Annotated in this window: 14 protein-coding genes; 13 read left to right on the forward strand and 1 reads right to left on the reverse strand. The window is 56.9% G+C overall.

Going from position 1 to position 13991, the window contains the following annotated elements; genetic code table 11:
• The first annotated feature begins 89 nt into the window (after positions 1-89).
• The 7 genes from KOL70_RS15430 (at position 90) to nhaR (ending at position 6547) form a co-directional block, all read left to right on the forward strand.
• Positions 90-1514, forward strand: coding sequence for a cytochrome ubiquinol oxidase subunit I (locus KOL70_RS15430; RefSeq protein ID WP_021507608.1), 1425 nt, complete (start codon positions 90-92; stop codon positions 1512-1514).
• On the forward strand, positions 1515-2519 hold the full coding sequence (gene cydB / locus KOL70_RS15435; RefSeq protein ID WP_021507607.1) for a cytochrome d ubiquinol oxidase subunit II: 1005 nt from the start codon (positions 1515-1517) through the stop codon (positions 2517-2519).
• 1 nt (position 2520) lies between these two features.
• Complete coding sequence (locus KOL70_RS15440; RefSeq protein ID WP_021507606.1) at positions 2521-2688, forward strand: DUF2474 domain-containing protein; 168 nt, start codon at positions 2521-2523, stop codon at positions 2686-2688.
• 297 nt (positions 2689-2985) lie between these two features.
• Positions 2986-3852, forward strand: coding sequence for a helix-turn-helix domain-containing protein (locus tag KOL70_RS15445; RefSeq protein ID WP_215480863.1), 867 nt, complete (start codon positions 2986-2988; stop codon positions 3850-3852).
• Between the two features lie 251 nt (positions 3853-4103).
• Entirely contained in the window at positions 4104-4247 is a 144-nt protein-coding gene (locus KOL70_RS15450; protein ID WP_164861030.1) for a hypothetical protein, read from the forward strand.
• A 189-nt stretch (positions 4248-4436) separates the two neighbouring features.
• Positions 4437-5615 (forward strand): Na+/H+ antiporter NhaA, encoded by a 1179-nt coding sequence (gene nhaA / locus KOL70_RS15455; protein WP_031279712.1) that lies wholly within the window; start codon positions 4437-4439, stop codon positions 5613-5615.
• Between the two features lie 29 nt (positions 5616-5644).
• Positions 5645-6547 (forward strand): transcriptional activator NhaR, encoded by a 903-nt coding sequence (gene nhaR, locus KOL70_RS15460; RefSeq protein ID WP_127833659.1) that lies wholly within the window; start codon positions 5645-5647, stop codon positions 6545-6547.
• 51 nt (positions 6548-6598) lie between these two features.
• Here the strand turns inward: nhaR and rpsT are convergent, their stop codons facing one another.
• Positions 6599-6862, reverse strand: coding sequence for a 30S ribosomal protein S20 (gene rpsT / locus KOL70_RS15465; RefSeq protein WP_013507813.1), 264 nt, complete (start codon positions 6860-6862; stop codon positions 6599-6601).
• Between the two features lie 319 nt (positions 6863-7181).
• Here rpsT and ribF point away from each other — a divergent pair, with 319 nt between their 5' ends.
• The 6 genes from ribF (at position 7182) to dapB (ending at position 13920) form a co-directional block, all read left to right on the forward strand.
• Entirely contained in the window at positions 7182-8120 is a 939-nt protein-coding gene (gene ribF / locus KOL70_RS15470; RefSeq protein WP_058774845.1) for a bifunctional riboflavin kinase/FAD synthetase, read from the forward strand.
• A 27-nt stretch (positions 8121-8147) separates the two neighbouring features.
• On the forward strand, positions 8148-10967 hold the full coding sequence (ileS, locus tag KOL70_RS15475; RefSeq protein ID WP_215480864.1) for an isoleucine--tRNA ligase: 2820 nt from the start codon (positions 8148-8150) through the stop codon (positions 10965-10967).
• On the forward strand, positions 10967-11467 hold the full coding sequence (gene lspA, locus KOL70_RS15480; RefSeq protein ID WP_021507598.1) for a signal peptidase II: 501 nt from the start codon (positions 10967-10969) through the stop codon (positions 11465-11467). The genes ileS and lspA overlap by 1 nt, the downstream gene beginning before the upstream one ends.
• A gap of 9 nt (positions 11468-11476) precedes the next feature.
• Entirely contained in the window at positions 11477-11947 is a 471-nt protein-coding gene (gene fkpB / locus KOL70_RS15485; protein WP_021507597.1) for an FKBP-type peptidyl-prolyl cis-trans isomerase, read from the forward strand.
• Positions 11928-12881 (forward strand): 4-hydroxy-3-methylbut-2-enyl diphosphate reductase, encoded by a 954-nt coding sequence (gene ispH / locus KOL70_RS15490; protein WP_021507596.1) that lies wholly within the window; start codon positions 11928-11930, stop codon positions 12879-12881. The genes fkpB and ispH overlap by 20 nt, the downstream gene beginning before the upstream one ends.
• A gap of 223 nt (positions 12882-13104) precedes the next feature.
• On the forward strand, positions 13105-13920 hold the full coding sequence (dapB, locus tag KOL70_RS15495) for a 4-hydroxy-tetrahydrodipicolinate reductase (protein WP_021507594.1): 816 nt from the start codon (positions 13105-13107) through the stop codon (positions 13918-13920).
• The last annotated feature ends 71 nt before the right edge of the window (positions 13921-13991 follow it).

Raw genomic sequence — 13991 nt, forward strand, 5'->3', positions numbered from 1 at the left:
TTTCGACGTCACGAAATAATAATTTTGTGCGTCAACCTTGTTAATTATAAGTAAAAATTCGGTGCAATCTTGTGGCAAAGAGGTAAGCAATGTTTGGATTAGATGCCTTCCACCTGGCCAGGATTCAGTTCGCCTTTACTGTTTCCTTCCATATTATTTTCCCGGCCATCACCATCGGTCTCGCCAGTTTCCTGGCGGTGCTCGAAGGCATGTGGCTGAAAACCCGTAACGAGACCTATCGCGATCTCTACCACTTCTGGTCCAAAGTCTTTGCCGTTAACTTCGGTATGGGCGTGGTGTCCGGGCTGGTGATGGCGTATCAGTTTGGTACCAACTGGAGTGGCTTCTCGCAGTTTGCCGGCAGTATTACCGGTCCGCTGCTGACGTATGAAGTGCTCACCGCCTTCTTCCTTGAAGCGGGCTTCCTCGGCGTGATGCTGTTTGGCTGGAACCGTGTTGGACCGGGCCTGCACTTCTTTGCCACCTGCATGGTTGCGCTCGGCACTATCATCTCGACCTTCTGGATCCTCGCGTCCAACAGCTGGATGCATACCCCGCAGGGCTACATCATAGAGAATGGCATCGTGGTGCCGCAGGACTGGTTTAAGATTGTCTTCAACCCGTCGTTCCCGTACCGCCTGTTCCATATGTCGGTGGCGGCCTTCCTCGCCAGCGCCTTCTTTGTTGGCGCGTCTGGCGCGTGGCATCTGCTGCGCGGTAACGATAACCCGGCAATCCGTAAAATGTTCTCCATGGCACTGTGGATGGCACTGATCGTGGCGCCGATTCAGGCGATGATCGGCGATGCGCACGGCCTGAATACCCTTGAGCATCAGCCAGCAAAAATTGCGGCGATTGAAGGCCACTGGGAAAACCCGCCGGGGGAAGCGACGCCGCTGATTCTGTTCGGTATTCCGGATATGGATGAAGAGCGCACCAAATATGCGCTGGAAGTGCCGTACCTCGGCAGCCTGATTTTGACCCACAGCCTGGACAAACAGGTCCCGGCGCTGAAAAGCTTCCCGAAAGAGGACCGCCCGAATTCGCTGGTGATTTTCTGGTCGTTCCGCGTCATGGTGGCAATGGGCCTGCTGATGATCACCCTCGGCGTGCTAAGCCTGTGGCTGCGCTACAAAAAGCGGCTATATAACTCCCGGCCGTTCCTGTGGTTCGCCCTGCTGATGGGCCCATCCGGCCTGATCGCCATTCTTGCCGGCTGGTTTACCACGGAAATTGGTCGTCAGCCATGGGTGGTGTACGGCGTGCAGCGCACCATTGATGCGGTGTCGGCACATGGTGATTTGCATATGAGCATCAGCCTGCTGGCTTTCATCCTCGTCTATTCGTCGGTGTTTGGTGTCGGCTACGTTTACATGATGCGCCTGATCAAGAAAGGTCCGCTGACCGGCGAGGGTAAAGATGTGCGCCACGGTGGTCCGGGGCAGGATAAAACACCTGCGCGTCCGCTTTCTGCGGCCCATGAGAGTCTGAACGAACCGCAGGAGGGTAAATAAATGATCGATTTCTCCATTATCTGGTTCGCCATTATCGTATTCGCCACCCTGATGTATATCGTGATGGATGGCTTCGATCTTGGCATCGGTATCCTGTTCCCGTTCAATAAAGATGCAGTTGAGCGCGACATGATGGTGAATACCGTTGCGCCGGTCTGGGATGGCAACGAAACCTGGCTGGTGCTGGGCGGTGCCGGTCTGTACGGTGCGTTCCCGCTGGCCTATTCGGTGATTGCCGATGCGCTGGCTATTCCGCTCACCGCGATGCTGATTGGCCTGATTTTCCGTGGCGTGGCGTTTGAGTTCCGCTTTAAGGCCACCGAAGAGCACCGCGCGTTCTGGGATAAATCATTTATCGCCGGTTCACTGCTGGCGACCTTCAGTCAGGGCGTTGCGGTCGGTGCGATTATCGATGGCTTCCCGGTGAAAGGACGCGAGTTTGCCGGCTCGGCGCTGGACTGGCTGGCGCCGTTCCCGCTGTTCTGCGGCGTCGGTCTGGTGGTGGCGTACGCGCTGCTGGGCTGTACCTGGCTGATCATGAAAACCGAGCATGAGCTGCACCGTAAGATGTCCGCGCTGGCGACGCCGCTGGTGATCGCGCTGCTGCTGATTGTCGGCATTATCAGCCTGTGGACGCCGTTCACCCACGATGCGATTGCGCACCGCTGGTTCAGCCGTCCTAACCTGTTCTGGTTCCTGCCGGTGCCGGTGCTGGTGCTGCTGTGTTCGTGGGGCATCGTGCGCGCCATTAAGCGTGAGGCGCACTACTCGCCGTTCCTGCTGACGCTGGCGCTGGTGTTTCTCGGCTTCTCCGGCCTTGGTATTAGCGTGTGGCCGCACATTATTCCGCCGTCGATCACTATCTGGGACGCCGCGTCACCGCCGCAGAGTCAGGCCTTTATGCTGGTCGGTAGCTTACTGATTATTCCGGTGATTCTGGGTTACACCTTCTGGAGTTACTACGTGTTCCGCGGAAAAATCAAAGCCGACGAAGGATACCACTGAGATGCAAACCGAGGTCAGCAATATGAACAACCCCACTGAAACGAAAGCCCCCTGGTGGAAGCGCGTGCTGTGGTTAGTAATCATCTACGGCGCAAGCGTGCTGGCACTGGGCGTGGTGGCATCACTGTTTCGTATGATGATGACGGCAGCGGGCATGCGTTCGCACTGAGTGGTCGATGAGGGCAGGCACGCCTGCCCGGTGTTATCGGTCGCCATTAATGGCGACCCTGCAAGGCGATGCACGATTTTCACAGGGTGCGCATTAATGCGCACCGCTACGCGCAGGCACATCACTGCTCAACGATGCGATGCCGTTAAGACGATAAAAGGTTAGTTACCTAAGCAATTAATGCTTTTCCCGTCTCGCTGTCTTTACTCTTCCTTACGTTATCCATACGATTTTGTTATGTTTATGTGACGGATTACGCAAAAGCACCGCCTTTCCCAACCCATTCAATTAAAAAAAATGCTCAGCCTGAATCTGAAAAAACAGTACATCAACGATCTGGTGGACTGGATCGAGGCCAATCTGACCGACGAGCTCAACATCGATCTGATTACCCTCAAATCCGGTTACTCCAAGTGGCACATGCAGCGCATGTTCAAAGAGATGACCGGCCAGACGCTGGGCTCGTACACGCGCAAACGTCGCCTGACGCTCGCTGCCATGGCGCTGCGCCTGACCAGCATGCCGCTGATTGATATCGCCGTGCGGTTTGGCTTTGATAATCAGCAAAACTTTACCCGGGTGTTTAAAAGCCACTTCGCCATGACGCCAGGCGCTTATCGCCGCATCCCTGAGATGCAGATGAAAGACTTCCACAGCCGCATCTCAACCCAGCGGCAGTGGGTAAGTGCGCGCCTGGCAGAGAAGCCGGAGCTGAAGTTGTGTGGAGAAGTAATCGAGTGGGAGTGCCGCTTCGGCGAATACATTGACCACCACAATCACGTGGTGGCGCAGCATACGCGTGATTTCATCGCCTTCGCCGGCCAGCACGTGCAGCGTGGCTGGCTGGGTTTCCAGTTCAGCCCGGGGGTTAACTCCAGCGATCAGCAGCATATCAGCCTGTTTCAGGCGCTGGAGAGCCAGTACGCCGACGTGCTGACCGGCAATGTACAGAACTGGACCGGTGAAAGCGGACTGTATGCGGAGATTGACTGGCACGGCGCGCCGGAAGAGATCAATGCGTTCACCGCAGAGGTGTACTACAACCATCTGCCTGCGCTCGGCGTGGCACGGCGGCCGGGCAAGGACCTGATTAAGCTCGATCTCCGCTACAGCACGCCGGATCTGCTGCAGGGCACCTTTTACATTCCGGTCAAAGTCGGATAATGCATAAATCGTGCGGTAAACTGTGATAAACCGCACGATTTTATAAATTCCTGCGCCTGAGTGGCGTAAAATCCTTCACTGAAACCTGACTGACCGTGGAAAACACTGTTTGCCACCTCTCAGGCTGGATCATCACCTGCATGCCTGGTCCATTCCGGACCGTTAGAGTGAAAAGACAAAAAATTATGCGACTTCTACCGTTGTTACTTTCAACAGCGCTTGTGGCGTTTTCCGCGCTGGCAAGTGCCCAGATGGCTGAGCCTTTCTCACCGCCAGGCGGTCTGCATCCGCATCAGCCTCACTGCGCCCAGCATGAGATTGCCGGCGATAATGCGCTGCCACAGCAGCGTACGGATGACGTGACGCTGCTGACCTGCACGAACCACCAGGCCTGACGGCGCGCTACCTGCTTAACGACCAGCGCCGTATTGCGTCCGTCCGCTTTTAGCCCTCCCACCGCTGCAATACGCCCGGCCTGGCGAATAACTCGAAAATCCCGAGCAATAAACGAGACATAAGCTGCTTTTAACGAGGTGTTACAGCGGCTAAACTTCTCCACCAAATGTCTCTGCTCAGGAGGAGTTGTGAACAAACCCCGTAGTATTCGAAGCTTGCTGAAAAGCTTTATCGAAAGTGACGCCAGCAACGGCATGGTGCTGATTCTGGCGGCGGTGGCGGCGATGGTGCTGGCCAATAATGCCGCCACCGCGCAGGGCTATCAAAACCTGCTGGCGGAGCCGGTACAGATTCGCTTCGGCGCGCTGGATATCAGCAAAAACCTGCTGCTGTGGATTAACGATGCGCTGATGGCGCTGTTCTTTCTGCTGATTGGCCTCGAAGTGAAGCGCGAACTGATCAGCGGCGAGCTGGCCAGCCGCGATCGCGCGATCTTCCCGGTGATTGCTGCGCTGGGCGGCATGGTTGCGCCGGCGCTCATTTTCCTGCTGTTCAATCATGATAACGAAGTTGCCCGCAACGGCTGGGCTATTCCCACGGCCACCGATATCGCCTTTGCGCTCGGCGTGCTGGCGCTGCTCGGCAGCCGGGTACCAGCGGCGCTGAAAGTGTTCCTGATGGCGCTGGCGATCATTGATGACCTCGGTGCCATCGTGATTATTGCGCTGTTCTATACCAGCGATCTGTCAGTGTTGTCGCTGAGCGTGGCGGGCGGCGCTATCGTGCTGCTGGCGATCCTCAATCGTTGCGGCGTGCGCAACATCGCGGTGTATATGCTGGTGGGCGTGGTGCTGTGGACCGCGGTACTGAAGTCCGGCGTGCATGCCACGCTGGCGGGCGTGGTGGTGGGCTTCTTTGTGCCGCTGGAGGAGAAAGAGGGACACTCACCGGCTGAGCACCTGGCGCACGGCCTGATGCCGTGGGTGAACTGGCTGATCCTGCCGCTGTTCGCGTTCGCCAATGCCGGCATCTCGCTCAGCGGCATTACCTTTGGCGATGTGCTGTCGCCGGAGCCGCTTGGTATTATCCTCGGTCTGCTGATTGGTAAACCGTTAGGTATCACGCTGTTCTGCTGGCTGGCGGTGAAGCTGCGGCTGGCGGCGTTGCCAGGCAGCACCACCATTCGCGACATTATGGCAATCGGCGTGCTGTGCGGTATCGGCTTTACCATGTCGATCTTCATCAGTTCGCTGGCGTTTGACGCCGCGCATGAACAGCTGGTGACGTTCTCGAAGCTGGGCATTCTTAGCGGTTCACTGCTGTCGGCGGTGATAGGTTATACGCTGCTGCGCATCAAACTGCGCTAATAAGGAGAGGCGCAAGCCTCCTTTATGGTATGAATCAGCTCAATTTTAATCATCTCTACTACTTCTGGCAGGTGTGCAAAACCGGTTCGGTGGTGCGCGCCGCTGAAGTGCTGTGCCTCACGCCGCAGACCGTAACCGGCCAGATCAAAGCGCTGGAAGAGCAGCTGGATGGCGTGCTGTTTCGCCGTCAGGGGCGCGGCCTGGTGCCCACCGAGCTGGGGCAGCTGGTGTTCCGCTATGCCGATCGCATGTTTATGCTCAGCCAGGAAATGCTCGATATCGTTAACTACCGCAAGGAGTCGCATCTGCTGTTTGATGTTGGCGTGGCGGATGCGCTGTCAAAACAGCTGGTGAGCAAGGTGCTGGAAACGGTGGTGATGGCCGGCGAGAAAATTCAGCTGCGCTGCTTTGAATCAACGCATGAAATGCTGCTGGAGCAGCTCAGCCAGCATAAGCTGGATATGATCCTCTCCGACTGCCCGATAGATTCAACCCAGCAGGCCGGGCTGTTTTCGGTCAAGCTCGGCGAATGTCCGGTTAGCTTCTGGTGTAATGCGCCACTGCCTGAGCTGCCATTTCCGGCCTGTCTGGAGCAGCGGCGCCTGCTGCTGCCCGGCCGGCGTTCGATGCTGGGGCGCAAGCTGCTGAACTGGATCCACAGCCAGGGGTTACAGGTTGAGATTCTCGGTGAATTTGATGATGCGGCGCTGATGAAGGCGTTTGGCGCGCAGAACAATGCGATCTTTGTCGCACCGACGCTGTACGGGGATGAGGTCTATCGTGACGATAGCGTGCGCGAGATCGGCAGGCTGGAGACGGTGATGGAGGAGTATCACGTTATTTTTGCCGGGCGCATGATTCAGCATCCGGCGGTGCAGAGTATTTGCCATCGCGACTTCAGCGCGCTGTTCAGCCATGGATCGCAGGCATAAAAAAACCGGCGAAGCGCCGGTTCTTTTAACAAAGCGATAAACAGACGGCGATTAAGCCAGTTTGTTGATCTGAGCAGTCAGGTTTGCTTTATGACGTGCAGCTTTGTTTTTGTGGATCAGACCTTTAGCAGCCTGACGGTCCACGATTGGTTGCATTTCGTTGAATGCGTTCTGCGCAGCAGCTTTGTCGCCGGTTGCGATAGCCGCGTATACTTTCTTGATGAAAGTACGCATCATAGAACGATTGCTCGCGTTATGCTTGCGACGTTTCTCAGATGTTACGGCGCGTTTCTTAGCTGATTTGATATTAGCCAAGGTCCAACTCCCAAATGTGTTCTATATGGACAAATCAAAGGCCGAGGACTATGCCTTTTGCGCCTTCTTTTGTCAATGGATTTGTGCAATAAAGCGTCGTTTTAACCACGACACCCGCTTACGTAATTGATGGCGCAAGATTCTACCAGCAACACCGCGCTGAATACAGTATTTCGCAACAAAATTGTTGTGATGGGGCCGGAGCCGCCAGCCAGCGGGCGCCTGACGCTGAATCAGGCGCAGGAAAGGCACGCAGACGGGTTAACCTGAACGCTATTCAAGGGTATAATCCGCCGATTTCCACCGGTTTGAGTCAGCCATGAAGTTTATCCGCGGTATTTACAATCTGAAAGAGCAGCATCGCGGCTGCGTCCTGACCATTGGTAATTTTGACGGCGTGCATCGCGGCCACCAGGCGCTGATGGCGGAGTTAATTGCCGAAGGACGTAAACGCAACCTGCCGGTGGTGGTGATGCTGTTTGAGCCACAGCCGCTGGAGCTGTTTGCCGGCGACAAAGCGCCGGCGCGCCTGACGCGTCTGCGTGAAAAGCTCAAATACCTCGCACTGGCCGGCGTTGACGCCGTGGTGTGCGTGCGCTTCGATCGCCGTTTTGCGGCACACTCAGCACAAAGCTTTATCAGCGAACTACTGGTCGACAAGCTCAATGTGAAATTCCTCGCAGTGGGGGATGATTTCCGCTTTGGCGCTGGTCGCCAGGGGGATTTCCTGTTATTACAGAAAGCCGGTGCGGAGTATGGCTTTGAGGTCATCAGCACCCAGACCTATTGTGATGGCGGCAAACGTATCAGCAGTACGGCGGTACGTCAGGCGCTGGCGCAGGACGATTTTGCTCAGGCGCAGCAGCTGCTCGGTCATCCGTTCAGTATTTCTGGCCGCGTGGTGCACGGTGATGCACTGGGACGCACCATTGGTTTCCCGACCGCCAATCTCCCGCTTCGTCGCACCGTGACGCCGGTAAAAGGTGTCTTTGCGGTAGAAGTGCTGGGGCTGGGCGAGCAGCCGATTCCCGGCGTGGCAAACATTGGTACGCGCCCGACGGTAAAAGGTCTGCGTCAGCAGCTTGAAGTTCACCTGCTTGACACACATATGAATCTTTATGGGCGCCACATTGAGGTGGTGCTGAAGCAGAAGATTCGCGACGAACAGCGTTTCGCTTCGCTGGACGCGCTGAAAGAACAAATTGCGAAAGATGTGGTGACGGCCCGCCAATTTTTTGGGCTAAAAACACCGGTTTAATGACCGAAATACGGAACCGAGAATCTGATGAGTGACTATAAATCTACCCTGAATTTGCCGGAAACGGGGTTCCCGATGCGTGGCGATCTGGCCAAACGCGAACCGGGAATGCTGCAACGTTGGTATGATGACAACCTGTACGGCATCATCCGCGCAGCCAAAAAAGGGAAAAAAACCTTTATCCTGCATGATGGCCCTCCATATGCGAACGGCAGCATTCATATTGGTCACTCAGTTAACAAGATTCTGAAAGATATTATCGTTAAGTCGAAAGGCATGGCGGGCTTTGACTCGCCGTATGTTCCCGGCTGGGACTGCCACGGCTTACCGATTGAGCACAAAGTTGAGCAGATGATTGGCAAGCCGGGCGAGAAAGTCAGCGCAGCTGAATTCCGCGCAGCCTGCCGCAACTACGCGGCGGAGCAGGTTGAAGGCCAGAAGAAGGACTTCATCCGCCTTGGCGTGCTCGGTGACTGGGATCGTCCTTATCTGACCATGAATTTCCAGACCGAAGCCAACATCATTCGCGCGCTGGGCAAGATTATCGGTAATGGCCATCTGCACAAAGGCGCCAAGCCGGTGCACTGGTGCATGGACTGCCGTTCCGCGCTGGCGGAAGCGGAAGTGGAGTATTACGACAAAACCTCACCTTCTATCGACGTGATGTTTAACGCGCTGGACGCCGATGCGGTACGCGCGAAGTTTGGCGTTGCGGCGTCAGAAGGCCCGGTTTCACTGGTTATCTGGACCACCACGCCGTGGACCATGCCGGCAAACCGCGCCATCTCGCTGCATCCGGAATTCGACTACCAGCTGGTGCAGATTGCCGGCCGCAGCCTGATCCTCGCGAAAGATCTGGTGGAATCGGTGCTGAAACGCGCAGGCATCAGTGAGTGGCAGGTGCTGGGCGAATGCAAAGGCGCCGCGCTGGAGCTGCAGCTGTTCCAGCATCCGTTCCTTGAGCAGATCCAGTCGAAAGTGGTGCTGGGCGAGCACGTCACGCTGGACGCCGGTACCGGTGCGGTGCACACCGCGCCAGGCCACGGTCCGGATGACTATGTGATCGGCCAGAAGTACGGCATCGAAACCGCTAACCCGGTCGGACCGGACGGCGCGTATCTGCCGGGCACCTATCCAACCCTGGATGGCGTTAACGTATTTAAAGCCAACGACATGATCGTTGCGCTGCTGCAGGAGAAAGGCGCGCTGCTGCACGTGGAAAAACTGCTGCACAGCTATCCGCACTGCTGGCGTCATAAAACGCCGATCATCTTCCGTGCTACGCCGCAGTGGTTTATCAGCATGGATCAGAAAGGCCTGCGTGCGCAGTCGCTGAAAGAGATCAAAGGCGTGCAGTGGATCCCGGACTGGGGCCAGGCGCGTATCGAAGCGATGGTCGCTAACCGTCCGGACTGGTGCATCTCGCGTCAGCGCACCTGGGGCGTGCCGATGGCGCTGTTCGTCCATAAAGAGAGCGAGCAGCTGCACCCGGATACGCTGGAGCTGATGGAGAAAGTGGCGCAGCGCGTCGAGCAGGACGGTATTCAGGCGTGGTGGGATCTCGATCCGCGCGATCTGATGGGCGATGACGCCGATCACTACGTCAAAGTGCCGGATACCCTCGACGTCTGGTTTGACTCCGGATCGACCAGCTTCTCGGTGGTGGATGCGCGTCCGGAATTTGACGGGCACGCACCGGATATGTATCTGGAAGGCTCGGATCAGCATCGCGGCTGGTTCATGTCGTCGCTGATGATCTCCACGGCGATGAAAGGCAAAGCGCCTTACCGTCAGGTACTGACCCACGGCTTCACCGTCGACGGTCAGGGCCGCAAAATGTCGAAATCAATCGGCAACACCGTGGCACCGCAGGATGTGATGGACAAGCTGGGCGCGGATATTCTGCGTCTGTGGGTGGCCTCGACCGACTACTCCGGTGAGATGGCAGTATCCGACGAAATCCTGAAACGGGCCGCCGACAGCTATCGCCGTATCCGTAACACCGCGCGCTTCCTGCTGGCGAACCTTGCAGGCTTCAACCCGGCGACCGACTGCGTCAGCCCGGAAGAGATGGTGGTAGTGGATCGCTGGGCCGTAGGCCGTGCGCTGGCGGCACAGCAGGACATCGTGCAGTCGTACGAGAACTACGATTTCCACGAAGTGGTGCAGCGTCTGATGCACTTCTGCTCCATCGAGATGGGCTCGTTCTACCTCGACGTGATCAAAGATCGTCAGTACACCGCGAAGGGCGACAGCCTGGCGCGTCGCAGCTGCCAGACCGCGCTGTGGCATATCGCTGAAGCGCTGGTGCGCTGGATGGCGCCGATCATGTCGTTCACCGCGGATGAGATCTGGGGCTATCTGCCTGGCGAGCGTCCACAGTACGTGTTCACCGAAGAGTGGTATCAGGGCCTGTTTGGTCTGGCGCAGGATGAACCGCTGAATGATGCGTACTGGGCAGAACTGCTGAAAGTGCGCGGTGAAGTGAACAAGGTGATCGAGCAGGCGCGCAGCGACAAGCGCATCGGCGGCGCACTCGAAGCCACCGTCACGCTGTACGCCGATCCGGAACTGGCGGCGAAGCTGCAGGCGCTGGGCGATGAGCTGCGTTTCGTGCTGCTGACCTCGGGCGCGACCGTGGCGGATTACGTGACGGCCAGCGACGAAGCGCAGCAGAGCGAGCTGTTAAAAGGTCTGAAAATCGTGCTGCATAAAGCAGAAGGCGAGAAATGTCCGCGCTGCTGGCATTACACTACTGACGTCGGCCAGAATCCGGAGCATGCTGCGGTATGTGGACGTTGCTACACCAACGTAGCCGGAAACGGTGAAGTGCGGAAATTTGCCTGATGAGTAAACTGTGCTCAACCGGACTGCGCTGGGTATGGCTGGTGCTGGTGGTGATCGTGGTCGATTTTGCCAGCAAGCAGTGGGTCATGAACAACATGATGCTGCATGAAACCCAGCCGCTGATGCCGTTCCTGAACCTGTTCTACGCGCACAACTATGGCGCGGCGTTCAGCTTCCTGGCAGACAAAGGCGGCTGGCAGCGCTGGTTCTTTGCCGGTATCGCCATCGCCATTGTGGTGTCGCTGCTGGTGATGATGTATCGCAATCGCGCCAGCAATAAATTAACCAACATTGCCTACGCGCTGATTATCGGCGGGGCGCTGGGTAACCTGTTTGATCGTGCCTGGCACGGCTTTGTGGTCGACTTTATCGACTTCTATGTCGGTGACTGGCACTTCGCCACCTTTAACATTGCCGACTGCGGTATCTGCATCGGTGCGGCGCTGGTGGTGCTGGAAGGCTTTCTCAGCCCGAAAGGCAAACAGGTCACGAATAAATAAGGGTAACAGATGACAGACATCGTTCAGCGCGACAGCGCGCTGCTGGTGCATTTTACACTGAAGCTGGAGGATGGCTCGACGGCTGAATCCACGCGCGCCAACGGCAAGCCTGCGCTGTTCCGTCTGGGAGATGGCAGCCTGTCGGCGGCGCTGGAGCAGGAGCTGGTCGGACGTAAAGTGGGCGATCAGCACGCCTTTACGCTCGAGCCGGAAGACGCCTTTGGCGCTGCCAGCCCGGATCTGATCCAGTACTTCTCGCGCCGTGATTTCATCGACGCGGGCGAGCCGGAAGTCGGTGCCATCATGCTGTTCAGCGGCATGGGCGGCAGCGAGATGCCGGGCGTGATTCGTGAAATTTCCGGTGACTCGATTACCGTCGATTTCAACCATCCGCTGGCGGGTCAGCGCATTAAATTTGAGATTGAAGTGCTGGAGATCGATCCGGTGCTGGAGGCCAGCGATGCAAATCCTGTTAGCTAACCCACGCGGTTTCTGTGCAGGCGTCGACCGCGCTATCAGCATTGTCGAGCGGGCGCTGGAGATGTATGGCGCGCCAATTTACGTGCGCCATGAAGTGGTGCATAACCGCTACGTGGTCAGCAGTCTGCGCGAGCGCGGTGCGATCTTCATTGAAGAGATCAGTGAAGTACCGGACAACGCCATCCTGATTTTCTCGGCACACGGCGTTTCCCAGGCCGTGCGGGCCGAAGCGAAAGCGCGCAGCCTCACCATGCTGTTTGACGCCACCTGTCCGCTGGTGACCAAGGTGCATATGGAAGTGGCGCGTGCCAGCCGTAAAGGCGTGGAAGCGATCCTCATCGGCCACGCCGGCCATCCGGAAGTGGAAGGCACCATGGGTCAGTACAGCAATCCGAACGGCGGCATGTATCTGGTGGAGTCGCCAGAGGATGTGTTTAAGCTGCAGGTAAAAGATGAAAACAACCTGTGCTTTATGACGCAGACCACGCTGTCGGTGGATGATACCTCGGACGTGATCGATGCGCTGCGTCAGCGTTTCCCGGCAATCATTGGACCGCGTAAGGATGATATCTGCTACGCCACCACCAACCGCCAGGAAGCGGTGCGCGTGCTGGCGCAGGATGCGGAGGTGGTTCTGGTGGTCGGCTCGAAAAACTCCTCCAACTCGAATCGTCTGGCGGAGCTGGCGCAGCGTGCCGGCAAGCTGGCGAAGCTGATTGATTCTGCGGATGATATTCAGGAAGAGTGGGTCAAAGGCGTGCAGTGTATCGGCGTTACCGCCGGCGCTTCGGCTCCGGATATTCTGGTGCAGCAGGTGATTCAGCGCCTGCGTGAGCTGGGCGGCGAAGCGGCGATTGAGCTGATTGGCCGTGAAGAGAATATCGTGTTTGAAGTGCCGAAAGAGCTGCGCGTCGACGTACGCAACGTGCAGTAAGCACTTCAATTTGCTGACAGAAACAGGCCGACAATGTTCGGCCTTTTCTTTATCCTTTATTACCTCAGCCGTGACTTCCAGCGGGCGGGATTGCTTTTACTGATAATCTATCGCGGCTGGCCTAAAATTCTTATTATCCCGTTATTATTGTGGCGTGACTGTTATCTGACCGTTAACCTGTTTACGCTTTGCATGCATAGTTTTGTATCAGGAATGAATAAATATGAGTGAAATCCGCATTGCTATTGTTGGTGCGCCGGGTCGCATGGGACGCAATCTGATTCAGGCCGCACAGCAGGCGGAAGGCGTGGTGTTAGGCGCGGCGCTGGCGCGCAGCGGTTCCTCGCTGCTGGGGGCGGATGCCGGTGAACTGGCGGGAATCGGCAAAACCGGCGTACGGGTGACCGACGATCTGCGGCAGGTGGTGAATGATTTCGATGTGCTGATCGATTTCACCCGTCCGGAAGGCACGCTGGAATATCTGGCGTTCTGCCGTCAGCATCAAAAAGCGATGGTGATTGGCACCACCGGTTTTGATGAAGCCGGTAAGGCAGCCATCCGTGAAGCGGCTGAAGAGATTGGCATCGTGTTTGCCGCGAACTTCAGCGTAGGCGTCAATCTGGTGCTTAACCTGTTACAGCAGGCGGCAAAAGTGATGGGCGACTATGCGGATATTGAGATTGTGGAAGCGCATCACCGCCATAAAGTGGATGCGCCATCTGGCACGGCGCTGGCGATGGGAGAGGCGATTGCCGACGCCATGCACTGGAAGCTGGATGAGCACGCGGTTTACGCGCGCGAAGGCCATACCGGCGAGCGCAAGGCGCAAACCATCGGCTTTGCCACCGTGCGCGCGGGCGATATTGTCGGTGAGCACACCGCGATGTTTGCGGATATCGGCGAGCGCGTAGAGATTACGCACAAGGCTTCCAGCCGCATGACCTTCGCCAATGGGGCCGTTAAGGCTGCTGCATGGCTAAAAGATAAGAAATCTGGCCTTTATGATATGCGTGATGTGCTGGATTTATCGATGTTGTGAGTGTTGTGAACCATCGTGATGTGGTTATTTCAATCGGTAAGATATTGATTGAACAGGGCAATGTTTTCATT

Source organism: Pantoea sp. B270 (assembly GCF_018726825.1).
Lineage (GTDB): Bacteria > Pseudomonadota > Gammaproteobacteria > Enterobacterales > Enterobacteriaceae > Pantoea > Pantoea dispersa.